General features: G+C 72.2%; 24 protein-coding genes. 16 read left to right on the top strand and 8 right to left on the bottom strand.

What is annotated here, in order from left to right; translation table 11 throughout:
* The gene (locus KSO98_RS04495) at positions 1-774 is read left to right on the top strand and encodes an SDR family NAD(P)-dependent oxidoreductase (RefSeq protein ID WP_225283759.1); all 774 of its coding nucleotides are present in this window, start codon (positions 1-3) and stop codon (positions 772-774) included.
* A 139-nt stretch (positions 775-913) separates the two neighbouring features.
* Here the strand turns inward: KSO98_RS04495 and KSO98_RS04490 are convergent, their stop codons facing one another.
* A complete protein-coding gene (locus KSO98_RS04490; protein WP_225283758.1) occupies positions 914-1,519 on the bottom strand; it encodes a TetR family transcriptional regulator in 606 nt (201 codons plus the stop codon).
* 121 nt (positions 1,520-1,640) lie between these two features.
* Between KSO98_RS04490 and KSO98_RS04485 the strand changes: the two genes are divergently transcribed.
* Entirely contained in the window at positions 1,641-3,713 is a 2,073-nt protein-coding gene (locus KSO98_RS04485) for an acyl-CoA dehydrogenase family protein (RefSeq protein ID WP_225283757.1), read from the top strand.
* An 81-nt stretch (positions 3,714-3,794) separates the two neighbouring features.
* Here KSO98_RS04485 and KSO98_RS04480 read toward each other — a convergent pair whose 3' ends face one another.
* On the bottom strand, positions 3,795-4,037 hold the full coding sequence (locus KSO98_RS04480; RefSeq protein WP_225283756.1) for a DUF6458 family protein: 243 nt from the start codon (positions 4,035-4,037) through the stop codon (positions 3,795-3,797).
* A gap of 103 nt (positions 4,038-4,140) precedes the next feature.
* Between KSO98_RS04480 and KSO98_RS04475 the strand changes: the two genes are divergently transcribed.
* Together KSO98_RS04475 and KSO98_RS04470 are read left to right on the top strand one after the other, a co-directional pair.
* Positions 4,141-4,632 (top strand): SigE family RNA polymerase sigma factor, encoded by a 492-nt coding sequence (locus KSO98_RS04475; protein ID WP_225283754.1) that lies wholly within the window; start codon positions 4,141-4,143, stop codon positions 4,630-4,632.
* A complete protein-coding gene (locus KSO98_RS04470; protein WP_225283752.1) occupies positions 4,632-5,291 on the top strand; it encodes a hypothetical protein in 660 nt (219 codons plus the stop codon). The genes KSO98_RS04475 and KSO98_RS04470 overlap by 1 nt, the downstream gene beginning before the upstream one ends.
* Before the next feature lie 30 nt (positions 5,292-5,321).
* On the opposite strand, the gene KSO98_RS04465 is transcribed toward KSO98_RS04470, so the two are convergent.
* Positions 5,322-6,539: an alpha/beta hydrolase gene (locus tag KSO98_RS04465; RefSeq protein WP_225283751.1), complete on the bottom strand. Its 1,218-nt coding sequence runs from the start codon at positions 6,537-6,539 to the stop codon at positions 5,322-5,324.
* A 63-nt stretch (positions 6,540-6,602) separates the two neighbouring features.
* On the opposite strand from KSO98_RS04465, the gene KSO98_RS04460 reads away from it, so the two are divergent.
* Complete coding sequence (locus KSO98_RS04460; protein WP_225283750.1) at positions 6,603-7,997, top strand: WS/DGAT/MGAT family O-acyltransferase; 1,395 nt, start codon at positions 6,603-6,605, stop codon at positions 7,995-7,997.
* Here the strand turns inward: KSO98_RS04460 and KSO98_RS04455 are convergent.
* Complete coding sequence (locus KSO98_RS04455) at positions 7,980-8,969, bottom strand: alpha/beta fold hydrolase (protein WP_225283749.1); 990 nt, start codon at positions 8,967-8,969, stop codon at positions 7,980-7,982. The genes KSO98_RS04460 and KSO98_RS04455 overlap by 18 nt on opposite strands.
* Positions 8,970-9,016: 47 nt before the next feature.
* On the opposite strand from KSO98_RS04455, the gene KSO98_RS04450 reads away from it, so the two are divergent.
* From KSO98_RS04450 to KSO98_RS04420, 7 genes are all read left to right on the top strand, one after another.
* The gene (locus tag KSO98_RS04450; protein WP_225283748.1) at positions 9,017-11,239 is read left to right on the top strand and encodes an acyl-CoA dehydrogenase family protein; all 2,223 of its coding nucleotides are present in this window, start codon (positions 9,017-9,019) and stop codon (positions 11,237-11,239) included.
* The gene (locus KSO98_RS04445) at positions 11,236-11,790 is read left to right on the top strand and encodes an FAS1-like dehydratase domain-containing protein (protein ID WP_225283747.1); all 555 of its coding nucleotides are present in this window, start codon (positions 11,236-11,238) and stop codon (positions 11,788-11,790) included. Before KSO98_RS04450 ends, KSO98_RS04445 begins: the two co-directional genes overlap by 4 nt.
* Positions 11,787-12,194: a Zn-ribbon domain-containing OB-fold protein gene (locus KSO98_RS04440; RefSeq protein WP_225283746.1), complete on the top strand. Its 408-nt coding sequence runs from the start codon at positions 11,787-11,789 to the stop codon at positions 12,192-12,194. The genes KSO98_RS04445 and KSO98_RS04440 overlap by 4 nt, the downstream gene beginning before the upstream one ends.
* The gene (locus KSO98_RS04435) at positions 12,191-12,577 is read left to right on the top strand and encodes a MaoC family dehydratase (protein ID WP_225283745.1); all 387 of its coding nucleotides are present in this window, start codon (positions 12,191-12,193) and stop codon (positions 12,575-12,577) included. Before KSO98_RS04440 ends, KSO98_RS04435 begins: the two co-directional genes overlap by 4 nt.
* Positions 12,571-13,743 (top strand): lipid-transfer protein, encoded by a 1,173-nt coding sequence (locus KSO98_RS04430; protein WP_225283744.1) that lies wholly within the window; start codon positions 12,571-12,573, stop codon positions 13,741-13,743. The genes KSO98_RS04435 and KSO98_RS04430 overlap by 7 nt, the downstream gene beginning before the upstream one ends.
* Before the next feature lie 18 nt (positions 13,744-13,761).
* Entirely contained in the window at positions 13,762-14,310 is a 549-nt protein-coding gene (locus KSO98_RS04425; RefSeq protein ID WP_225283743.1) for a nitroreductase family protein, read from the top strand.
* A gap of 139 nt (positions 14,311-14,449) precedes the next feature.
* The gene (locus KSO98_RS04420) at positions 14,450-15,313 is read left to right on the top strand and encodes an alpha/beta fold hydrolase (protein WP_225283742.1); all 864 of its coding nucleotides are present in this window, start codon (positions 14,450-14,452) and stop codon (positions 15,311-15,313) included.
* Here KSO98_RS04420 and KSO98_RS04415 read toward each other — a convergent pair.
* Positions 15,310-16,548 carry a GGDEF domain-containing protein gene (locus KSO98_RS04415; RefSeq protein WP_225283741.1) on the bottom strand — a complete coding sequence of 413 codons (1,239 nt, stop codon included), beginning with the start codon at positions 16,546-16,548 and terminating at the stop codon, positions 15,310-15,312. The genes KSO98_RS04420 and KSO98_RS04415 overlap by 4 nt on opposite strands.
* Positions 16,549-16,642: 94 nt before the next feature.
* Here KSO98_RS04415 and KSO98_RS04410 point away from each other — a divergent pair, with 94 nt between their 5' ends.
* From KSO98_RS04410 to KSO98_RS04395, 4 genes are read left to right on the top strand one after another with little or no spacing between them, the layout of a single operon-like run.
* On the top strand, positions 16,643-17,254 hold the full coding sequence (locus tag KSO98_RS04410) for a methyltransferase (protein WP_225284143.1): 612 nt from the start codon (positions 16,643-16,645) through the stop codon (positions 17,252-17,254).
* A 5-nt stretch (positions 17,255-17,259) separates the two neighbouring features.
* On the top strand, positions 17,260-17,784 hold the full coding sequence (locus KSO98_RS04405) for a methyltransferase (RefSeq protein ID WP_225283740.1): 525 nt from the start codon (positions 17,260-17,262) through the stop codon (positions 17,782-17,784).
* Positions 17,785-17,787: 3 nt separating this feature from the next.
* Positions 17,788-18,780 carry a cation diffusion facilitator family transporter gene (locus KSO98_RS04400; RefSeq protein WP_225283739.1) on the top strand — a complete coding sequence of 331 codons (993 nt, stop codon included), beginning with the start codon at positions 17,788-17,790 and terminating at the stop codon, positions 18,778-18,780.
* A gap of 9 nt (positions 18,781-18,789) precedes the next feature.
* On the top strand, positions 18,790-19,929 hold the full coding sequence (locus KSO98_RS04395; protein WP_225283738.1) for a carboxylate-amine ligase: 1,140 nt from the start codon (positions 18,790-18,792) through the stop codon (positions 19,927-19,929).
* Positions 19,930-19,933: 4 nt separating this feature from the next.
* On the opposite strand, the gene KSO98_RS04390 is transcribed toward KSO98_RS04395, so the two are convergent.
* The 3 genes from KSO98_RS04390 to KSO98_RS04380 are packed head-to-tail and all read right to left on the bottom strand — an operon-like array spanning position 19,934 to position 22,102.
* Positions 19,934-20,353 (bottom strand): hypothetical protein, encoded by a 420-nt coding sequence (locus KSO98_RS04390; protein ID WP_225283737.1) that lies wholly within the window; start codon positions 20,351-20,353, stop codon positions 19,934-19,936.
* Positions 20,354-20,363: 10 nt separating this feature from the next.
* A complete protein-coding gene (locus KSO98_RS04385; RefSeq protein ID WP_225283735.1) occupies positions 20,364-21,194 on the bottom strand; it encodes a heavy metal-binding domain-containing protein in 831 nt (276 codons plus the stop codon).
* A complete protein-coding gene (locus KSO98_RS04380) occupies positions 21,191-22,102 on the bottom strand; it encodes a heavy metal-binding domain-containing protein (RefSeq protein ID WP_225283733.1) in 912 nt (303 codons plus the stop codon). The genes KSO98_RS04385 and KSO98_RS04380 overlap by 4 nt, the downstream gene beginning before the upstream one ends.
* Positions 22,103-22,134 lie beyond the last annotated feature (32 nt).

Below are 22,134 nucleotides of genomic sequence, written 5' to 3'. Positions count from 1 at the left end.
ATGGGACGTCTTCAGGACAAGATCGCGATCGTCACCGGCGGCGCGCAGGGACAGGGCGCGGCGATCACCCGCGCGTACGTCGAGGCGGGCGCGCGCGTCGCGATCGCGGACGTGGCCGACGAGCCCGGCACGCTGCTGGCCAAGGACCTGTGTCAGGCGTACGGAGGCGACAGCGCCATCTTCGTGCACCACGACGTCTCCTCGGAGGAGTCGTGGCAGGCGCTGGTCGCGGAGGTCGGCGATCGTCTCGGCACCCCGACCGTGCTGGCCAACAACGCCGGCATCCTGCGCTTCAACGAGATCGTCAACCAGCCGGTCGAGGAGTTCGAGCTGCTCTGGCGGGTCAACACGCTCGGCTGCTTCCTCGGCATCAAGACCGTCGCGCCCGGAATGGTCGCCGCCGGCGGTGGCTCGATCATCAACGCCTCCTCGATCGAGGGGCTGGCCGGGATGCCGGTCGTCGCGGGCTACACCTCGACGAAGTTCGCGATCCGCGGGCTGACCAAGGCGGCCGCGCTCGAGCTCGGCCCGAAGGGGATCCGGGTCAACTCGGTCCACCCGGGCATGATCGACACCGGCATGACCCGCGGCGTCGGTGCCGACGACGCGGCGATGGAGTGGGGGGCCGCCAAGGTCGCCCTCAAGCGGGTGGGCCTCCCCGAGGACATCGCGCCGCTGTACGTCTACCTGGCCAGCGACGAGTCGTCCTTCATGACCGGCGCCGAGCTGGCGATCGACGGCGGCGCAAGCGCGACCCACGCCTTCGGCGGTTGAGAGGTCACATCCTGCGGCTCGAGGGGTCACATCCTGTGGCTTGAGGGGTCACCTATCGCGGGGAAGTGACCTCTCGACCCGCGAGAAGTGACCTCTCGACCCTCGAAAAGTGACCTCTCGACCCTCGAGAACTGACCTCTCAACGCAGGAGAAGACGAACCGCCACGTCGATCTGCTTCTCGACGTCCTCGGCGGTCGTGCGTCCGGTCACCCAGCCGACGAGCGCGGCGAGCCATACGTCGGAGATGACCCGTACGATCGCGGCCTCCTCCTCGGTGGCCTGGCTGTGGTAGGGGGAGCCGGTCATGGCGCGGCTGATCATCGTGATCAGCCGGGTGCCGACCTGGTGGATCTCGCCCGCGACCGAGGCGTCGGCGAACATGAACGCCCGTACCATCGCCTCGGTGAGCAGCGGCGACTTCTGCAGCGCCGCGGTGGTCCGCCCGAGGATGAACATGACGCGCTCATGCGGGGTGTCGCCGGGTACGGCGAGCTCGGCGGTGCGCCGTTCGGCGCGCTCGAACTCGCGGTCCAGGGCGGAGACGAGCAGGTGGATCTTGGAGGGGAAGTAGCGGTACAGCGTGCCGAGCGCGACCTCCGCGTCGTCCGCGACGGTCCGCATCTGGACGGCGTCGAAGCCGCCCTCGGAGGCGAGCGCGATGGTTGCGTCCAGGATCCGCTTGCGCCGCTCCCGCTGTGCGGCCGAGCCCGCGCTGCTCGCCTCGGTCCCCGTGGTGGTGGTCACCCTGCATCCTCCCTGTAGCAGTTGATCGGCGCCAGGCTAGCCGCTGGAGCGTCGAACTATGAAACACGTTCTCCTTTTCTGTAGAATTGAAACACGTTCTACCCTCTGTGAGGAGTGCCTCATGCCGATCGGCGTCAGCGACGAGCACCGCGACCTGACTACCAGCATGCGCGGCTGGGCCGAGGGGCTGGGCGGCCCGGCCCTGGCGCGCGCTGCGGAGGGCCAGGCCGCCGAGGTCTTCGACGCCGTCTGGGGCAAGGTCGTCGACCAGGGTGTCGTCGGGATCTGCGTGCCGGAGGCGCTGGGCGGCGGCGGGGGATCGGTCCTCGACGCGGCGGTCGCGCTCGAGGTCTGCGCTGCCGCGCTGGTGCCTGGTGCGCTCCTCGGCACCACGGTCGTCGGCGCGCTGCTGGCGCGACACGGTTCGGCGCTGCCCGACAGCGCGCGGGCCGGGTTCGCGCTCGGCCCCGACGTTGCGTACGACGCCGTCGGTGCCGAGCTGCTGCTGCTCCCGCGCGAGGGTGCGTGGTGGCTGGTGCCCGCCGACGAGGCGGCGATCGCGGCGGTCGAGGGCCTGGACCTGACCCGGCGCGCCGCGCGCGTCTCGTGGACGGGGCCGGTCGACGCGGCGACGCGGATCGACGGCCTGGCCGAGGAGGACGTACGTCGGATGGCGCTCACCTTCGCGGCAGCGGAGTGTGCCGGCGTGGTTTCGTGGTGCCTGGCGACGGCGGTCGACCACGCGAAGGTGCGCGAGCAGTTCGGCGCGCCGATCGGGAGCTTCCAGGCGATCAAGCATCTCTGCGCCGGCATGCTCGAGACGAGCGAGGCCGTCGCGGCCGCCGCGTGGGACGTCGCCTCGGCGGCGGATGCGGGCGACGACGAGCAGTGGGCGTACGCGGCCGACGTGGCCGGCGCGATCTGTCTCGACGGCGCGGTGCAGGTCGCCCAGGACTGCATCCAGGTCCTCGGCGGCATCGGCTTCACCTTCGAGCACGACGCTCACCTCGCCCTGCGCCGGGCGATCACGCTGCGCGCGCTGCTCGGTGCCGGGGATGGGTTCGCGCTGTCGCTGGCCGGGCGGGCGGTGAGCGGCGCGCGCCGGCGCGTCCGGGTGCGCGTGGAGGATGGGCACGGCGAGGACCGGGACGCGGCGATCCGCACGGAGGTCCGCGAGCAGGTCGCCGCCATCGCGGCAGCCGACGACCGCCGCGCCGCCCTCGTGGACAGCGGCTACCTGACACCGCACTGGTCCGCCCCGTACGGGATCGACGCCACGCCGGTCCAGCAGCTGGTGATCGACGAGGAGCTCGCCGCCGCCGGGGTGGAGCGCCCGGACCTCAAGATCGCCGGGTGGGCGGTCTCGACGATCCTCCAGCACGGCACGGACGCGCAGCGGGAGCGGTTCGTCCGGCCCTCGCTCCTCGGCGAGATCAACTGGTGCCAGCTCTTCAGCGAGCCCGGCGCCGGCTCCGACCTGGCCTCGCTCACCACGCGCGCCGAACGGGTGGACGGCGGCTGGCGGCTCACCGGTCAGAAGGTCTGGACCTCGCTGGCCCGCGAGGCCGACTGGGCGATCTGCCTGGCGCGGACCGACCCCACGGAGCGCCGGCACCGAGGCATCACGTACTTCCTCGTCGACATGCGCTTGCCCGGCCTCGACGTACGCCCCCTGCGGGAGATCACCGGGGACGCGATGTTCAACGAGGTCTTCCTCGACGGCGTCGTGGTCCCGGACGAGTGCGTCGTGGGCGACGTGCACGGCGGCTGGCGCCTGGCTCGGACGTCCCTGGCGAACGAGCGCGTCGCGATGGCCTCCGCGCGACTCGGCGTGAGCGTCGAGCGCTGTGTGGAGCTGGTGGGGGACTCGCCGGTCGATCGGGTACGTGTCGGCCACCAGGTCGCCCTCGCCACGGTGTGCGCGTCGCTCGGTGCCCGCGTCACCCTCCGAGCGCTCACCGGCTCCGGTCCCGGCCCGGAGTCGAGCGTCGCCAAGCTCCTGGGCGTCCGCTCCCGCCAGGAGGCCTCCGAGCTGGCCGTCACCCTTGCCGGCCACGAGCCGCTGCTCTCCGGCGCCGACTCCTCCGCGGATCTGCACGAGATGCTGCTGACGCGGTGCCTCTCCATCGCCGGTGGCACGACCCAGCTGCTCCGCAACGTGGCCGCGGAGCAGATCCTCGGCCTCCCGCGCTGACCCGGCGCCGGACGCGCGAACGCCTCCGGACTGACCGCGACAGTGGGCGGCCCGGAGGCGTTGCGGGATGTTGCTGGGGACTCAGAGCTCGCTGGAACGGCGCTCCTCGACGGTCTGGGTGCCGTCGCGGTGGGTGGTGGTCGCGACCGTGCGGTTCGCACGACCGCGGTTCCACGTGATCGCGGAGAGGACGAGGACGACTGCGCCGACCGCCGTCAGGATCCAGCCGATCATGGTGATCTCGACGCCTTGGACCTGCTTGTCGACGGCGAGGGCCAGGATCAGGCCCACCGCCAGCAGAAACGCGCCACTTCCGTAACCCATGAGGGGCTCCTTCCATCGGGTGATGAGGCCCGGTGCCCACAGGTGGCACACATCAAACCGAGTCGCGTGCAACCTCGCGCCCCGGCCGACCCGTTGTAGAGGTGTGAGACACCAGAGCGAGTACGAGGCCTTCGTACGGGCACACCGCGCCGAGCTGCTCGCGACGGCGACGTCCCTGACGGCGGGGGATCGTCATCTCGCGGAGGACCTGACCCAGGCGACCCTGGTGCGGCTGTACCTGCACTGGGGCCGGGTGCGGGAGACGAAGGCCGGGGCGTACGCCCGCCGGGCCCTGGTCAACTGCTTCCTCGACCACCGCCGCCGGGCCTGGGTGCGACGAGAGCACAGCGTCGACGCGCCCCCGGACCGAGCGGTGGACGACGGCGTCGACGACCCGGAGCTGACCGGCGCCCTGCGCGCCCTCCCGCCCCGCATGCGAGCCGCCGTGGTGCTGCGTCACGTCGAGGACCTGCCGGTCGAGGAGGTCGCCGGGCTGCTCGGCTGCTCGACCGGAACCGTCAAGAGCCAGACCGCGCGCGGGCTCGCCAAGCTCCGCGCGCACCTGTTGGAGACCGCAAACCGAGGAGGATCCTGATGAGCGAGCACCACGAGATCGAGGGCCGGCTGCGCACCCTGCGCCCCGCCCCCGGCCCCACCACCGACGAGCAGGTCGCCGGGGACGTACGACGGGGGGCTCGAGCCGCCGGCCGACGCCGGGCCGTACGCCTTGCGACGGGGAGCGTGACGCTGGCGGCGGTGGGTGCGGTCGCGTTCGTCGCGGTCGCCAACCAGCCCGACACGACCGCGCCGCCGAGCGCGGCGCCCACGCACCGCGGCGCGACGACGGCGAAGGCCGCCGGCCTCAAGCTCGTCGACTACACCGGTGCCCAGCAGCCCGGCTTCACCGTCGGCCAGGTGCCCGAGGGCTTCGTCCTGCAGGGCGTGAGCCCGGCGGTCCTGGCGGTCACCCGCCCGGGCGACGCCACCGACATCAACGACTTCCAGGACAAGCTGGTCGTGATGCTCCAGTCGCAGGACGCGACCTTCCACAAGACCGATCACCCGGTCCAGGTCCACGGCGGCACCGGGTACCTGCGCGACGAGCCGGGCACGGCGACCACCCTGGAGTACATGGACGGCAAGCACGACGTGGTCGTGCAGGCCTGGGACAGCCTCGGGCTCACCGATGATCAGCTGGTCGAGTTCGCCGACGGGATCAGCGTGACCGACGCGGCCCAGGCGGGTGTGGGCTGAGCCGAGGGCAGCGGCGGGAGGCGGGGCGGGTCAGCGGGCGGCGTGTCTGCCGCCCGCGCTCGCCCCGCCGACGTGCGTGCGGTGCCACTCCAGCCACTGCTGGACGGAGCTGATCGTGGCGTGCGAGCGGATGGAGCCGAAGATCTCGAAGGCGTGCTGGGCGCCGGGGAGCTCGGCGTAGGTCACCGAGGCCTTCGACACCGCGCGCAGTCTCTCCACGAACGCCCGGGCCTGCCGCACCGAGACGAGTGTGTCGTTGGCGCCGTGCACGACCAGGAAGTCGGGGGCGTCGGGCGTGATGTGCTCGATCGGCGACGCCTCCTTGAAGTCCTCGATCGTGGCGTCGGCCGCGAAGACCCGCTTGGCCAGGAACTTCCGCAACGCCCTCGTGTACGAGTCGTCGCCGGCCATGTCGTAGACGCCGTAGAACGGGACGCAGCCGGCGATCGGGATCCCCGAGGCCTCGAGGGAGGTCAGGGCGGCCAGCGCGGCCAGGTGCCCGCCGGCCGAGCCGCCCGTGAGGACGAGGTGGCTGGCATCCCCGCCGTACTCGCCGATGTGATCGTGCACCCAGCTGATCGCGTTGCGGACGTCGCCGATCTGGGTGGGCCAGCGGTACTTCGGCGCGAGCCGGTAGTTGACCGAGACGCACACCCAGCCGCGCGCGGCCATCCGGTTCATCAGCAGCAGGCCCTGCTGCTCCTTCTGCCCGATGGTCCAGGCGCCGCCGTGGATCTGGATGAGGACCGGAGCGCCACCCCTGCCGTCCTCGGTGGTCGCCTCCCGGGGCCGGTAGATGTCGAGCCGTGCCTTGACCCCGCCCTTGGTGTACGGGACGTCGCGGATCACCTCGACCCGCGGATCGGCCATCGCGAACGGCCGCGCGAGGCTGCGCAGCGAGGTCCGCTCGGGCGCCGTCGTCTCGTCGTCGGGGGAGACCGCGGCGTAGGTCTCCTCGAGCACCTCGCGGAAGGTCGTGTCGGTGCCGGTGGCACGCCAGGCGAGATAGCCGAGGCCGGCTGCGGAGCCGGTGGCGAGCGCGAGCCCCAGCGGGCCGACGCGGCGACGCTCGAGCGAGATCGCCGTGTCCACGGCGCTCAACGCGAGCAGGTGCGGCGCGAGCTCGGAGACCAGCCAGCCCGCCGCGAAGGCGGGCGGGGAGACCTCGCGTCGCGACAGCGGGCGGTAGGCGTTGGCCGTCAGCACAGCGAGGGCGGCCTGGCGGAGGGTGTGGGGCCGGAGTCGCATGTCACCCAAGATAGAGGGCGAGATGTAGAACGCGTTCCACCGGCGCGCTCTATCCTCTGCATCATGGACCGGCTGAGTGGACTCGATGCGAGCTTCCTCTACCTCGAGACCCCCGAGCAGCTGATGCACGTCTCGGGGCTGCTGCTGCTCGACCCGGAGACGATGCCCGAGGGGTATCGGTTCGAGGACCTGCGCGGGGCGATCGCGCGTCGGGTGCGTGACGTGCCGATGTTCACCCGCAAGATCCGCCGGGTCCCGCTCGGACTCGACCACCCGCTGTGGGTCGAGGACGGTCACTTCGACATCGACCGGCACGTGCACCGCCTCGTGCTCCCGGCCCCCGGCGGCGATGCCGAGCTCGCCGATCTCGTCGGCCACCTCGCCGGGCAGAGCCTCGACCGCTCGCGTCCGCTGTGGGAGATGTACGTCATCGAGGGCCTCGCCTCGGGCCAGGTGGCGGTGCTCGCGAAGATGCACCACGCCTCGGTCGACGGCGTCAACGGAGCCAACGCGCTCTCCTTCTTCTGCAGTCTGGAGCCGGAGTCGCCCCTGCTCGACCTGCCGCCGTCGTGGCAGCCCATCACCCGCCGCCCGCGCCGCACCGAGCTGATCGCCCGTGGCGTGGCCGCGACCGCCCGCCGGCCGTTCCAGCTGGCCGCGATGGTGCGCCCGACGGTCGGGATCCTCGCCGAGGCCAGTGCGCGCACCCGGCGGGGGATGGCGATGGCGGCCCCGCTGACCGCTCCTCGTACCTCCTTCAACGGCACGATCACCGGGCACCGCTCGGTCGCCTTCATGGACCTGCCGCTCGATCGCGTACGGGCGATCAAGAACGCCGTCCCCGGCGCGACCGTCAACGACGTGGTGCTCACCATCAGCGGCGGCGCGCTGCGCCGCTACCTCGAGCAGCGCGACGAGCTACCGGACACCTCGCTGCTCGCGACCGTACCGGTCTCGGTGCACGCGGAGACGAGTCACGAGGTGGGGCGCAACAAGGTGTCCTCGATGTTCACCCGGCTCGGCACCGACGTCGCCGACCCGGTCGAGCGGCTGCACCGGCTCGCGGTCATCAACGCGCACGCCAAGGACCACCACAAGGCGATCCCGGCCGACACGCTGCAGGACTGGGCGACCTTCGCCGGGCCGCGGACCTTCGGCACGGCGATGCGCGCCGTCACCTCGCTTCGGCTCGCCGACCACGGGCCGGTGATCCACAACCTGATCATCTCGAACGTGCCCGGTCCGCCGATGCCGCTCTACTTCCTCGGCGCGCGGATCAACGGGCTCTACCCGCTCGGCCCCATCCTGCACGGCGCCGGCCTCAACATCAGCGTGATGAGCCTCGACGGGCGCCTGCACGTCGGCGTCATCGCATGCCGTGAGTCGGTGCCGGAGCCGTCGCACCTCGCCGGCGCCTTCCCGCTCGAGCTCGAGGCGCTCTCAGCCGCACTGCTCTGAGTCCCGGCCCTCGAGGCGGGCCTGGACGCTCGCGATCGCTGCGAGCATCACCGGTACGAACGTGGCCGCCTCCAGCACGCAGCCGCCGTGGCCGACCTCGGCCTCGTGCATGGTCGCGCCCGGGATGAGCGAGGCCATGCCACGCTGGCGCCCGGCGGGGATCAGCTCGTCGCGGGTGGTGATCACGACCGCGGTCGGCACGTCGACCAGCTCCAGCCACGGCGTGGAGTGGTGCCGACCGAGCACGCCGAGGGCCTGGGCGACGGTCAGCGGGCCGGTGCTGAGGAACTCCCGGATCGCCCAGCGGCCGACCTGCTCGGCGGTGTAGGCCGCCGCCGTGGCTGCCGCCGTCGCTGCCACCGGGTCGGCCGTGCCGCGACGGGTCGGGGAGGCGATCATCCGGAGCGCCTTCGCGGCCAGCTCGACGCCCTCGTGGAAGACCAGCTCGTGCGGGGTGACCCGGAAGTGATCGCTGGTCGCGGCCAGGACCAGGCCGCCGATCAGCTCGGGGTGCTGGCGCCAGGTCCGCTGCGCGATCACGCCGCCCATCGAGTAGCCCGCCACGATCGGCTGCTCGAGGCCGAGGGCACCGATCACCGCGGCGACGTCGTCGGCGCAGTCGGTGAGGGCGAACCTCGCCGAGCGCACACCGCGTCCGTGCCAGCGCTGGTCGAAGACGATCACCCGATGTGTCCTCGACAGCTCCGCGACCGTGGGGAACCAGGTCAGCATCCCGGTGCAGCCGATCGCGTGCAGCAGGATCACCGGCCGCCCGTCCCGCGGGCCGGTGTCGGTCAGCCAGGTACGGCCGCGCCCGGGCAGCTCGATCCAGTCGCCGGGCGGCACGACCATCTCCGGTACGCCCCGGCGGCGCGCGAGCCAGTCGGAGGCGAGGTCGGTGGTGCCGCCGAGGAGGTGACCGATCGTCCGGCTCGCCAGCCGGGTGGGCATCAGATGGGTTGGCAGCCGCACCTGGTTAGAGTAGAACATGTTACAGAAATGAGTGTGGAGGAGGCCGAGTGAGCGACCAGACCGACGGTGATGTGCCCAGCGACGTCCTGGGCGAGATCGCCGGTGTGCTCGTCGACGTGCTCGCGCGCGTCGACCCCGCCACCGATCCTGCGAAGGCATGGGCGGCGCTCGCGGACGGCGGCCTCCTCGCGCTCCCGGCACCGGAGACCTCCGGCGGCGAGGGCCTCGGCCTGCCGGCTGCGGCGGTCCTGGTCCGTGAGGCGGCCAGGCGTGCCGTCGGGCTGCCCCTCGGCCCCACCCTCGCCGTGCTCGCGGCGTGTGGCGGCGCCCTGCCCCGCGAAGTCGTCGAGCGGGTGATCGCCGGCGAGCTGTTGCTCGTACCGGCCGTCTCCGAGCCGGGCGCCGCGCTCCCTGATCAACCGACCGCCGCGATCACCACCGCGTTGGTGAGCGGGCGCAAGGTCGCCGTCGTGTCCCCGCAGGTCCCGATCGCCGCCGCGACCCTGCTGGTCGTCACCGCGACCTCCGCCGACGGTCCACGGGTGGCGTTGGTCGACCCGGCCGCCGCGGGCGTCACCGCCACGCCGACGCCGGGCTCCGCCGGCACCGGTGAGGTGGCGTACGTCTTCGACGACGCACCTGCCCTCGCCGTCCTCGACCCGGAGACCGCCGGCGTGACGCGCCTGCACCAGCACCTCGCGGCCGCAGAGCTGATCGCGCTCGACGGGCTGCTCGCCGGCGCGCTGACGATGACGGCCCGCTACATCGGCGAGCGCAGCCAGTTCGGCCGCAGGCTGGCGGAGTTCCAGGCCGTCGCCCAGCAGATCGCCGACGTCTACGTCACCTCGCGCCTGACCGCGCTCGCGATCGACGAGGTGGTCCGGCGCCTCAGCGCGGGCGAGCCCGCCCAGGACGACCTGGCGATCGCCACCCTGTGGTGCACCGACCGGATCGTCGCCGAGCTCCAGACCTGCCACCACCTCCACGGCGGCGTCGGCGTCGACGAGACCTACCCGCTCGGTGCGTACACCTCGGCCGCGCTCGACGCGACACGCCACCTCGGTGGGCGCCTGGCCGCGATCAAGGCCGCGCCGGTCACGGCGGGCGAGGGCGCGGGCGCCGAGCTCACTGCCGAGCAGCGGGCGTTCAAGGCGGACGTACGCGCGTACTTCTCCGGCCTGATGACGCACGCCGACCAGGAGGAGCTGCTGGTCGACCGGCACGGCCCGGCCTACCACCGGATCATCAAGCAGATGGGCGCCGACGGCTATCTCGGCGTCGGCTGGCCGGTCGCGTACGGCGGCAAGGGGCTCGACGGCATCCACCAGGCGATCTTCGCCAACGAGGCCGCGCGCGCCGACGTGCATCTGCCGGCGGTCACCCTCCAGACGGTCGGCCCGACCCTGCAGGAGTTCGGCACCGAGAAGCAGAAGGAGATGTTCCTGCCGCGGATCCTGACCGGCGACGTGCACTTCGCGATCGGCTACTCCGAGCCCGACGCCGGCACGGATCTCGCGTCCCTGCGGACGACGGCGCGCAAGGACGCGAGCGGGGACTGGATCGTCAACGGGCAGAAGCTGTGGACCACCGGAGGCCACGTCGCCGACTACCTCTGGCTGGCCGTGCGCACCGACCCGGCCGCACCGAAGCACGCCGGGATCTCCATCCTCATCGTCGACACCCGCGATCCCGGCTTCTCGTGGACGCCGATCCGCACCATCGACGGCTCGCACCACGTCAACGCGACGTACTTCAACGACGTACGCGTGCCCGCCGACATGCTCGTCGGGGAGGAGAACGGCGGCTGGCGGCTGATCACCACCCAGCTCAACCACGAGCGCGTCATGCTCGGCCCGGCCGGGCGCCTCGAGGGGCTGCGCGACCAGGTGCTCGAGTGGGCCGCGACGCGCGGGCTCCTGGCCGACCCGGGCGTACGCGAGGTGCTCGCCTCGACGACCGCCTCCTTCCGGGTCAACGAGCTGCTCAACTGGCAGGTCGCCGGGCGTCCTGCCACCGGTCGCGCGGCGGTCGCCGATGCCTCGGCGTGCAAGATCTTCGCCTCCGCCGAGGTGCAGCGCCTCGGGCGCGAGCTGCTCGGGATCGTCTCGACGTACGGCGATCCGGCCGACCCGGAGACGGCCTGGCTGCTGCGGCTGCTGGATGCCACCGTGAAGCGCAACCTCGTGCTCACCTTCGGTGGCGGGGTCAACGAGGTGCAGCGCGAGCTCGTCGCGCAGTTCGGTCTCGGGCTGCCGCGGGTGCCCCGATGACGGGCGACATCACAGACGAGGTGGACGCGACGGTGCAGGCCGCCGCCACCGAGATCATCGGTTGGGGCGAGACCGCCGAACGGCTGGCCCGCGACCCGGTCAACCAGCCGCGGATCGACGACTGGCTCGAGGCGATGGACTTCCCGGAGGCCTCGCGCCAGCGCTTCGCCGCCGGCGAGGCGCCGCCGTCGATGGCGCAGGTCTGGACGATGTACGGTCTCGGCGGCCGTGCGCCCGAGCGCGACCCGCTGCACGCGATGATGAACATCCTCACCGACCTCGGCCTCACCGGCGTGCTCGGCACCAACTGCGAGCAGACGTACGAGCGGTACCTGACGGTGGGGGAGCAGGTCCGGGTGACGACCGCGCTGGAGTCGGTGGTCGGTCCGAAGAGGACCGGGATGGGCGAGGGCTACTTCGTCACCTCCCGCTCGACCTGGTACGTCGACACGCTCACGCCGGAGGGCGTCGCGAGCGAGAAGGTGGCCTCGATGCACTTCCGGGTCCTCAAGTTCATCCCGGCCGTTCGACGCGAGGAGGCGGCGTCATGAGCTCTGTCATCAGGCCGATGGTCAACCGCGACAGCGCCTACTTCTGGGAGGGAACCGCCCGGGGCCAGCTGCGGATCCAGTCGTGCAACGCCTGCGGCGCCCTGCGTCACCCACCCGGCCCCGCCTGCCCGGACTGTGGCGCGCTGGACCGCGGGCACGTGGTGGCCTCGGGCCTCGGTCACGTCTTCTCGTACGTCGTCCACCACCACCCGCCCGTCCCGGGCAAGGAGCTGCCGATCGTGATCGCGCTGATCGACCTCGACGAGGGTGTCCGGATGGTCGGCGAGGTGGCCTGCGAGCCCGAGGAGATCGCGATCGGGGAGCGGCTGCAGGTCGACTTCGACCGGGTCGACGCCGCCGACGGTCACGGTGAGCTGACCTTGCCGATCTGGCGGCTGCGATGAGGGCGCTGAGCGTGGGGGAGCGGCTGCCGGAGCTGGCGCTGCCGATCACGCCGACGATGGTGGTCTCCACCGCGCTGGCGACCCGCGACTTCCAGGACGTGCACCACGACCGTGACCGCGCGCAGGCGGCCGGCTCCCAGGACATCTTCGTCAACATCCTGACGTCGACCGCACTCTGCGAGCGCTATGTCAGCGAGTGGGCCGGTGCGGACGTCGAGCTGCGCGGCATCGCCATCCGGCTCGGCGCACCGGCCTACCCGTACGACACGCTCACCTTCAGCGGCTCGGTCGCCGCCGTCGAGGACGGCGTCGCCACCATCGCGGTCACCGGCGCGGTCTCGCTCGGCGACCACGTCACCGGAACGGTGCGGATCGCATGCTGAGCGGCGCTGCCGCGATCGCCGGCATCGGTGCCACCGAGTTCTCCAAGGAGTCCGGCCGCTCCGAGCTGCAGCTGTCGGTGGAGGCGGTGCAGGCGGCGCTCGCCGACTGCGGGCTGTCGCCGAGCGACGTCGACGGGCTGACCACGTTCACGATGGACACCTCGTCCGAGATCGCGGTGGCGCGCGAGCTCGGCATCCCGGAGCTGCGGTTCTTCAGCCGGATCAACTTCGGCGGCGGTGCGGCCTGCGCGACGGTGCAGCAGGCGGCGATGGCGGTCGCGACCGGGGTGGCCGACGTCGTGGTCGCGTACCGCGGCTTCAACGAGCGCTCCGGCGCACGCTTCGGCCAGGTGTCCGTCGCCGCGGCCACGCAGGTCAACACCAACGGCCTCGACAACGCGTGGACCTACCCCTTCGGGCTCGGCACGCCGGCGGCGACGGTGGCGATGCAGGCGCGCCGCTACATGCACGAGTACGGCGCGACGTCGGAGGACTTCGGCCGGGTCGCGGTCGCGGACCGGCGCCACGCCGCCTCCAACCCGGCCGCGTTCTTCTACGGTCGCCCGATCACGCTGGCAGAGCACCAGGCCTCCCGGATGATCACCGACCCGCTCCACCTGCTCGACTGCTGCCAGGAGTCCGACGGGGCGGTGGCGCTGGTGATCACCTCGGCCGAGCGGGCGCGCGATCTGGCGCAGCCCCCGGCCGTGATCGCGGCGGCGGCCCAGGGGAGCGGCCGCGACCAGTACGTGATGACGTCCTACTACCGCGACGACGTCGGCATCCCCGAGATGGGTGTGGTCGGGCGCGAGCTGTGGCGCCAGTCGCGGCTCTCGCCGGCGGAGATCCAGACCGCGGTGCTCTACGACCACTTCACCCCGTACGTGCTCATGCAGCTCGAGGAGCTCGGCTTCTGCGGTCGCGGTGAGGCGCCCGGCTTCATCGCCGACGGCGCGATCGAGCTCGGTGGCCGGCTGCCGATCAACACCCATGGGGGACAGCTGGGCGAGGCCTACATCCATGGCATGAACGGCATCGCCGAGGCGGTCCGTCAGGTCCGGGGCTCGTCGGTCAACCAGGTCGACGCGGTCGAGAACGTGCTCGTCACCGCCGGCACGGGCGTCCCCACCAGCGGGCTCGTGCTGAGCCGGAATGGGGCGCGCTGATCCGGGGTTCGTCCTGCTGTGAGCAGTCCCGATCTGAGTGACTTCGCCCGCGAGCGGTTCAGCCCGCTCGCCTTCGACGAGCGCCACGTCATCGGCGGTGACGCGGTCGAGGCGCTGCTCGAGGCCGCCGGTCGCGCGCCGTCAGCGGGCAACTCCCAGCCGTGGGCGTTCGTGGTCGGCGTCCGCGGCGACGAGGTCCATCAGCGGATGGCGCGCCACCTCGCGCGCAGCTCGTCAGCATGGGCGCCCACCGCCAGCCTGCTGCTCGCGAACCTCTCGCGCCAGCTCGTCGACGACTCGGATCTGGAGTACTCCGAGTTCGCCCGCTACGACCTGGGCCAGGCCGTGGCCCACCTCAGCTTCCAGGCGCACGCGCTCGGCCTGGCGGTCCACCAGTTCCGCGCCTTCGACCGCGACGCGATGGCCGCCGAGTTCGCGATCCCGCACGCCTGGGAGGTCACCACGATGGCCGCGATCGGCGTCCCGGCGCACGCGCCCGGCGATCTCGCCGGAGCCGGCACCAGCCGGGAGCGGCTGCCGGTCGCGGAGATCCGCTGGGAGGTCTAGGGCTCGCCGAGCTCCACCCGCAGCGGGCATGTAACGCGGTGTTACAGGCTGTTCTGCGGTGCTGCAGCACCGCAGAACATCGTGTAACACCGCGTTACAAGGGGCGCGCGTCAGGCCACCGCGAACTAGGGTCGGTCGCATGTTCGAGGGCTTCGACCTCGGCTATGCCGAGCTGCCGGACACGACCGTGCGCTATCGCGTCGGCGGGACCGGTACGCCGGTGGTGCTGCTTCACGGACACCCGCGGACCCACACCACCTGGCACGCGGTGGCCGCGCGCCTCGCTCCGCACCACACCGTGGTGTGCCCGGACCTGCGGGGGTACGGCCGCTCCACCGCCCCGCCGGACGCCCCCGGTCACGCCCAGGCGAGCAAGCGGGCGATGGCGGGCGACGTCATCGAGCTGATGGCCTCACTCGGGCACGAGCGGTTCGCCGTGGTGGGCCACGACCGGGGCGGGCCGGTCGCCTTCCGGGCCGCGATGGACCACCCCGGCACGATCGAGCGCCTGGTCGTGATGGACTCGCTGCCGCTGATCGAGCACGTCGAGCGTACGAACGCCCGCTTCGCCCGGGCATGGTGGCACTGGTGGTTCCTCGGGCAGACCGACAAGCCCGCGGAGCGCGTCATCAACAGCGACCCCGACGCCTGGTACGCCACCGCCTCACCCGAGGCGATGGGCCCGGAGAACCACGCGGACGTCTGGGCCGCGCTGCGCGATCCGGCGGTCGTGCACGCGATGGCGGAGGGCTATCGCGCCGGGCTCGGCGTCGACGTCGAGCATGACGCGGCGGACCGCGACGCCGGGCGGCGGGTGACCTGCCCGATGCTCCTGCTCGAGTCGGCCGACGACGACCTCGACATCCACGGTGACCCGGCCGCGATCTGGGGTCCCTGGGTGGCCGGACCGGTGCAGCACCGCGTCATCGCGAGCGGGCACCACCAGGCGGAGGAGGCGCCGCAGGCGGTCGCTGAGGCGCTGTTGGGGTTCCTGGCCGACTAGGCCGTCTCGCCGACGAGGCTCAGCGAGGTGGCGTTGCGACCGCCCTGCTTCGCGGCGTACAGCGCTCGGTCGGCCTGCTCGAGCACCGTGTGCAGCTCGACCTGCTGGCCGGGCCGGACCACCGCCAGCCCGACGCTGACGGTCAATCCCTCCGTGCCCGGCTCCTCGATGCGGGACACCGCAACCCTGATCCGCTCGCCGGCCTCGGCGACGCCCCTCTCGGTGCCGGCGACGAAGACGCAGAACTCCTCACCGCCGAAGCGGCCCACGATCGCGTCCGCCCCGCTCTCCTTCTCGATGCAGCGGGCGACCCCGATCAGCGCCTCGTCACCCACCAGGTGCCCCCACCGGTCGTTGAACAGCTTGAAGTGATCGATGTCGACGAACAGCAAGCCCCAGGCCTCGTGCTGGCGTAGGCGCCGATCGCTCTCGAGCGCCACCAGGCGGCGCCACGCCTCGAACCGCAGCAGCCCGGTCTTGTCGTCGTGCTCGGCCCGCTCGCGCAGGGGCTCGTGCAGCGCCGCGCGCTGGGTCAGCGCGAAGACGGGGATCAGCAGCACCAGGGCCCAGGGGGCCTCGATCCACAGCAGCGCCGACAGGCCGCCCATCGACAGCACCGCGGCCTCGGTCAGGTAGAAGGACGCGCTGCTCAGGGTCTGTCGCAGCCAGACCTCGCTCTCGGGCCGGTTGAGATAGGCGCTGGCGTGGAACAGCACGGTCTCGACGGCGAGGAACGCCGCCCCCGAGGCCACCACGACGATCAGGCCGGGCGCGCCCGCGTCGTTCAGCAGGTCCATCTCGCGTCCGGCGATGGCCGTCGAGGTCGCCGCGGCCGCGAGGCCGCACAGCACGAGATATGCGCCCGATCCGATCCACTTCAGGATCGGCACCCGCAGCCCGCGCCACCATGCGTGGGCATAGGTCACGGCCACCACCGGCAGCAACCACCACGTCGGCAGCAGCAGCGCGGCAGCGAAGGCCCAGGCCGAGAGCGCCTTGTGGGGCCGCTGGCTGCCGGCCACGCCGCCCTCGGCGATGCGGCCGAGCTCGAGGTTGAGCACGGAGACCGCGACCAGCACCAGCCCGGTGACGAGGTCGGTGCCGCGGGCGGGCACGTGGCCGACGCCACCCAGCGCGAAGGGCAGCACCACCGTCGCTGTCATCACGACCGTGAGATAGCCGCGGTAGACCCAGGCAGGCGCCCCGTGCTCACGCAGCCGCCCTGTCATCCCCATGGATCGAACGTAGCGTGCCCCGGCTCCGATGTGACGTCGATTCGAACGACGGTTGGATTCGCCCATACGGGATAACGAGGGCGACGTGGCACGGATGATGACCTTCGGCGATCTGGACATCGCCTATGACGAGCGGGTGCTGGAGCCGCGCCCGTGGACCACCATGCACGCTGAGTGGGCTGCCGAGCTGCTCGCCGGCTGGCCGGCGGGTCCGGCGCTCGAGCTCGGCGCCGGCGCCGGGCAGATCGGGCTGCTGGCGCTGCACCGGCTCGGCAATCCGGCGCGACGCCTGGTGGCGGTCGACGAGTCCGCCGCTGCGTGCGAGTTCGCGAGGGCCAACGCGGAGGCCGCGGGCCTGGCCGACCGGGTAGAGGTGCGCCAGGTGGATCTGGCCCACGCGGCCGCGCGCGACGAGCACTTCGCTCTGGTCATCGCCGACCCGCCGTGGGTCGCGAGCGCACGGACCCGCCGCTACCCGGACGATCCTCCCCGCTCCATCGACGGCGGGCCCGACGGCCTGGCGGCGCCACTGGCCTTCGCCCGCGCCGCGGCGCGCCATCTCCTGCCCGGCGGGTCCGTCCTGCTCCAGCTGGGGTCCCGGGAGCAGGCGTACGCGCTCTCCCACGAGCTCCGCACGCTCACGCTCGCCGAGATCCGGATCGGCTCCGGTGGCGTGGTGGCACTTCTCCGGCCTACCGAGGGATGACAGCGATGACGCAGACGATCACCTTCGGGGACCTGATGTCCGTGTGGGCCGAGGAACTCCTCGCGGATCCACCGATCGGGCCGGTGCTCGCCCTCGGCCCCGACGCGGCGCAGACCGATCTCTTCGCCGTCCGCGACCACCCGGGGCGTCGTCTGGTCCACGTGCGCCCCTCAGAAGAGGCAGCCGCCTCCACGGGCCTCCATGCGGACGCCGCGGGTCTGGGTGACCGTCTCGAGGCGCGCCACGGCGATCCGGCGGGTGTGCTCGGTCAGGACGAGCGGTTCGCCCTGGTGATCGCAGGCGCACCCGACGGGCTCGACGTGGCCCGGGCCTGCGTCCGGGCCGCCGCGCCCCACCTCGTCTTCGGGGGTGCGATCCTGCTCCAGCTCGGCAGCCGGGCCCAGGCCTCCACGCTGGCCCGCGAGGCCGCCGGTCTCGGCCTCGCCCTGGCGGACCTCCGTACGAGTGCGGACGGGGTGGTCGCCCTGTTCCGTCCCGAGGTGAGCCCCTTCGCCGTCGGGTACTGCTAGCGCATGTCGCTCGAGGCTTACGAGGATGAGGCGCGCGATCAGCGCGGTGAGAATGGGGAGTCCACGCTCACCGTGGCCATCGCGCTGGGGGCCAACGCGCTGCTCGCCGTCGCCAAGAGCGTCGCGGCAGCGCTGACCGGCTCCGCGGCGATGGTCGCGGAGGCCGCTCACTCCTGGTCGGACACGGGCAACGAGGTGTTCCTCGTCATCGCCGAGCGTCGAGGCCGGCGGCCGCGGGACGCCGAGCACCCGCGCGGCTACGGCCGGGAGACCTACATCTGGTCGCTCGTCGCCGCGTTCGGGCTCTTCTCCGCGGGCGCGGTGGTCTCGATCTGGCACGGCGCCACCGCCCTGCTGCGGTCGGCCGAGGAGGGCGGCGGGCACTTCACCGCCAACTACGTGATCCTCGCGGCGGCGCTCGTCCTCGAGGGCATCTCGTTCTTCCAGGCCAGCAGACAGGTCCACGGCAAGGCGAGCATGCTCGGCCTCCACCCGGCGCGCTACGTCTCCCGTACGTCCGACCCGACGCTGCGGGCGGTCTTCTTCGAGGATGCCTCGGCGCTGATCGGCATCGTCATCGCGACGATCGGCATCGGTCTGCACCAGCTCACCGGCGAGGCCGCGTACGACGCCTGCGGGTCGATCCTGATCGGCATCCTGCTCGCCGTGGTCGCGGTCTTCCTGATGCGACGCAACATGGCCTACCTGCTGGGCCAGGGGCTGCCGGAGCAGATGCACCGCGAGGTGCTGCGAATCATGCTGAGGCACCCGCAGATCGAGCGGATCACGTATCTGCACGCCGAGTTCGTCGGACCGAGCCGGCTCTTCGTCGTCGCAGCGGTCGACCTCCTCGGGGATGACAGCGAGGGGCATCTCGCCCTGCGCTTCCGCGAGGTGGAGCGGGACATCGAGCGCTCCGATCTGATCGAGGACGTGGTCCTCACCCCGGCCCCGCCGGACGAGCCGGCGCTGTTGGCCGAGGGCCCCACGGGGTAACAGCGGGGTATGGACATCCCACGCACGGTCGGTGTGGAGGAGGAGCTGCTCCTCATCGATCCCGAGACCCGCACGATCAGCCCGCGCTCGAACCAGGTCGTCCGCGCCAACCGCGAGCACGCCCTGCGCGACGAGCACGGGATGGAGCGCCCGCATGCCGCGAGCGACGAGCTCGACCAGGAGCTCTTCCTGCACCAGATCGAGACCCGCACCGATCCGAGCGCAGATCTGGCCGACATCGAGCGCCAGCTGATCGCGAGCCGGCGCACGGCCGGCACCGCTGCTGCCGAGGCCGGGCTCGCGGTCGTCGCCGCCGGCGCCGTGCTGCTCTCCGGCGGGGAGCCGCAGGTCTCACCCAACGACCGCTACCGCGACATGGTCGACACGTTCGGCGAGACCGCCCGCACGGGCAGCACCTGCGGCTGCCACGTCCACACCGCGATCGCCTCGCCCGAGGAGGGCGTCGCGATCATCGACCGCATCACGCCGTGGCTGCCCGTGCTGCTGGCGATCTCGGCCAACTCGCCCTACTTCGAGGGTCGCGACACCACGTACGCCTCCTGGCGCAGCCAGTCCTGGACGCGTTGGCCGAGTGCCGGGGCGACCGAGGCGTTCGAGACGGTCGAGGGCTACGAGGAGACCGCGCGGCTGCTCAAGATGACCGGCGCCGCCCGCGACGACGGGATGCTCTACTTCGATGCGCGGCTCTCCAAGGGCCAGCCCACCGTCGAGGTACGGGTCCTCGACGTGTGCACCGATCCGGCTGACGCGGTGCTGTGTGCGGCGCTGGTCCGCGGGCTCGTCCAGACCGCCGCCGACGCCTGGGAGCGCGGCGAGCCGCTGGACCGCTGGCGTGCCGAGGTGCTGCGCGCCTGCAGCTGGCGCGCATCCCACGTCGGGCTCGCCGGCACGCTGGTCCACCCCGGTCGCCGTGAGCTGGCCCCCGCCCGCGAGGTGCTCGCCGGGCTGGTCGACCACGTCCGACCTGCGCTCGAGGCCGCCGGTGACCTCGAGCGCGTCGAGAAGGGCATCGAGCGGGTGCTGCGCGGCGGCGGCGCCACCCAGCAGCGTGCCGCGTACGAGCGCCTCGGCAGCGTCGAGGGCGTCGTCGACGACCTCATCCAGCGCACCGAGGCGACCTGGCGCTGAGCTGCTAGAGGCCCAGCAGCCGCTGCACCGCGAGGCGCGACGCCTCGGAGGACCGGGCCTGCTCGGCGAGCCGCTCGGCGAGCGTTCGCGTCCATTCCTCGAGCCCGACCTCGCGTCGCGAGATGACCACGCCGCCGACCTCGCTGATCACCCGGGTCCTCGGCGTTGCGCCGGGAGCAGGCTCGAGCTCGAGCACCACGCCGTCGAGACGGGCGCGTAGACGCACCACCGTCCCGGCGCGCCCCGCGAGCCGGTCGCCCATCGACCGTTTGTGCTCCACCTCGACCGTGCCGGGTGGAAGCGTGTCCTCGAGGGTGGCCGCGAGCACTGCGGCGTACGTCGCGACGTCGCGGGCGTCGGCCCGCAGCGCTGCGGCGAGCATCGCGACGTCGGGCTCGGGGGAGTCGGGTGGAAGGGCGGTCATCGTCGGTCTCTCAGTCGGTCAGGGGGAGGACGAGGGCGGGCTTGGCGATGATGTGATCCTCGCGGAGCGCTCGGACCGCCGTGCCGATGGCGAAGAACTCGGTGGTGTGGCCGCCCCAGCGGTGCGGGAGGCTCAGCAACTGGACCCCGACGATGCCCTCGGCGTCGAGCCGCTCCGCCTCCGCCTGCATGCGGCCCATCGCCAGTTCGCGCGCGTCGTACAGCGCCTCGGTGAACTGGGGGATCTCGACGTTGGCGCCGGCGTTGCCGATCGCCTGCCAGAAGCGCTGGTGCCCGATGTGGTAGACGCAGGTGCCCATCGTCATGCCGAGCGGCGCGTAGCCGGACTGGAGGAGGGTCCAGAAGTCCTGGCCGGACAGGTCGGAGGTGAACGGCTGGCCCAGGTTGTTGCGCCACGAGTGTCCCGGCGGTGCCAGCGGGTGGTCCGGGTCGGCCTTGACGGCGGTGCCGACCGCGATGAACTCCGCGATGTTCTCGCCGAACTCCTTGAACTCGATCATCAGCCGCACGCCCACGATGCCGTCGGCGCCGAGGGCGTCCGCCTCAGCCTCCATCCGCGTCATGGCGAGCTCCCGGGCGTGGTACATCGCCTCTGACAGCGTCGTCATCTCCTGGTTCTTGCTCCACCGGGCCAGCTGGATCCCGACGTGGTAGACGCTGCTGCCGAGCACCAGACCGAGGGGCCGGAACCCCGCCTCGCGGACGAGGAGGAACTCATTGACGCTGAGGTCGGAGGTGAACAGACCCTTGTGGTCGCCCTCACGCATCGCGTTGAGGCGGTTGATCGCATCGCGGGGGAGCGAGGCATCCGTGCTGGTCATCGACGGTTCTCCTGGGCGCGGGTGAGAGGAAGGATGGTGAGGCTCGAGGTCGGCGCCGTGGCCGTACGGTGGAAGCGGGTGGCGGCGGTGCCGATGAAGGTCGCCTCCGCGTAGTGGTCGGTGTGGTTGTCCGACGGCTCGTTCTCCCACACGCGTAGTCCCATCGAGGAGACGAGGACCGACTCGCCACCGTGGGCGCGTGCGCGTCGCTCGAACTGCCGGCGGGCGTCGTGCCGGATCGAGGTGACCAGGTCGGTGTAGCCGTCGATTTCGGCGTTGCTGCTCCAGCGCCACCGCTGGTTCTGGGTGCGGTAGTCGTCGTGACGTACGCCTGCGGAGATTCCGATCGCCACTCCGGTCGGCACCCAGCCCGCGTGGAGCAGCTTGCTGACGTCGGCGCCGGACAGGTCGGTGGTGAAGGGACGGGCGGCCCGTGCGCCACCGTCGCCGCGTACCGCCGTGCCCAGCGCGACGAACTCGCTGGTGCGGGCATCGAGGTGGGACTGCTGGAGCGTGATGCCGACGACGCCGTCGGCTCCGAGCGCGGTCGCCTCCGCCACCAGACGGCGTAGGGCGGTCTCCCAGCCGTGGGACAGGGCCTCGACGTACGGTCCGAGCCCGGCCCAGCGGCCGCTACTGCCGGCTGTCACCGTCCGGCTGTCGCTCCAGCCGTAGGTGTACCCGCAGCCCCAACCGGTCCACGAGATCTGCTCCACGATGCAGCCCATCACCTCGCCGACAGGCCAGAAACCGACACCGGCGAGTGCGGCCGCGTCGGGCACGCTGAGCAGCGAGCCAGCCACGTGAGACTCCGCGCTGCGCGTGATCCGCTCGCGGGCGGCGGGTGGCAGTCCGACACCGTCCCAGGTCGAACCGTCGGAGGAGGGCACGAGGACAGCCTGCCCCATGTCGAGCGGAATCAATCCTCCGCCCTCGCCGT

The organism is Nocardioides nematodiphilus, from assembly GCF_020216525.1.
GTDB lineage: Bacteria > Actinomycetota > Actinomycetes > Propionibacteriales > Nocardioidaceae > Nocardioides > Nocardioides nematodiphilus.
This window is presented reverse-complemented; position numbering and strand designations above follow the sequence as displayed.

Bases quoted from the DNA above. Each gene is read 5' to 3' on its own strand.
- KSO98_RS04390 (WP_225283737.1), bottom strand. From the start codon at position 20,353: ATGACCGCCCTTCCACCCGACTCCCCCGAGCCCGACGTCGCGATGCTC.
- KSO98_RS04480 (WP_225283756.1), bottom strand. From the start codon at position 4,037: ATGGGTTACGGAAGTGGCGCGTTTCTGCTGGCGGTGGGCCTGATCCTG.
- KSO98_RS04395 (WP_225283738.1), top strand. From the start codon at position 18,790: ATGGACATCCCACGCACGGTCGGTGTGGAGGAGGAGCTGCTCCTCATC.
- KSO98_RS04430 (WP_225283744.1), top strand. From the start codon at position 12,571: ATGCTGAGCGGCGCTGCCGCGATCGCCGGCATCGGTGCCACCGAGTTC.
- KSO98_RS04465 (WP_225283751.1), bottom strand. From the start codon at position 6,539: ATGCGACTCCGGCCCCACACCCTCCGCCAGGCCGCCCTCGCTGTGCTG.
- KSO98_RS04380 (WP_225283733.1), bottom strand. From the start codon at position 22,102: ATGGGGCAGGCTGTCCTCGTGCCCTCCTCCGACGGTTCGACCTGGGAC.
- KSO98_RS04460 (WP_225283750.1), top strand. From the start codon at position 6,603: ATGGACCGGCTGAGTGGACTCGATGCGAGCTTCCTCTACCTCGAGACC.
- KSO98_RS04445 (WP_225283747.1), top strand. From the start codon at position 11,236: ATGACGGGCGACATCACAGACGAGGTGGACGCGACGGTGCAGGCCGCC.
- KSO98_RS04485 (WP_225283757.1), top strand. From the start codon at position 1,641: ATGCCGATCGGCGTCAGCGACGAGCACCGCGACCTGACTACCAGCATG.
- KSO98_RS04400 (WP_225283739.1), top strand. From the start codon at position 17,788: ATGTCGCTCGAGGCTTACGAGGATGAGGCGCGCGATCAGCGCGGTGAG.
- KSO98_RS04415 (WP_225283741.1), bottom strand. From the start codon at position 16,548: ATGGGGATGACAGGGCGGCTGCGTGAGCACGGGGCGCCTGCCTGGGTC.
- KSO98_RS04410 (WP_225284143.1), top strand. From the start codon at position 16,643: ATGATGACCTTCGGCGATCTGGACATCGCCTATGACGAGCGGGTGCTG.
- KSO98_RS04385 (WP_225283735.1), bottom strand. From the start codon at position 21,194: ATGACCAGCACGGATGCCTCGCTCCCCCGCGATGCGATCAACCGCCTC.
- KSO98_RS04405 (WP_225283740.1), top strand. From the start codon at position 17,260: ATGACGCAGACGATCACCTTCGGGGACCTGATGTCCGTGTGGGCCGAG.
- KSO98_RS04440 (WP_225283746.1), top strand. From the start codon at position 11,787: ATGAGCTCTGTCATCAGGCCGATGGTCAACCGCGACAGCGCCTACTTC.
- KSO98_RS04420 (WP_225283742.1), top strand. From the start codon at position 14,450: ATGTTCGAGGGCTTCGACCTCGGCTATGCCGAGCTGCCGGACACGACC.
- KSO98_RS04495 (WP_225283759.1), top strand. From the start codon at position 1: ATGGGACGTCTTCAGGACAAGATCGCGATCGTCACCGGCGGCGCGCAG.
- KSO98_RS04435 (WP_225283745.1), top strand. From the start codon at position 12,191: ATGAGGGCGCTGAGCGTGGGGGAGCGGCTGCCGGAGCTGGCGCTGCCG.
- KSO98_RS04470 (WP_225283752.1), top strand. From the start codon at position 4,632: ATGAGCGAGCACCACGAGATCGAGGGCCGGCTGCGCACCCTGCGCCCC.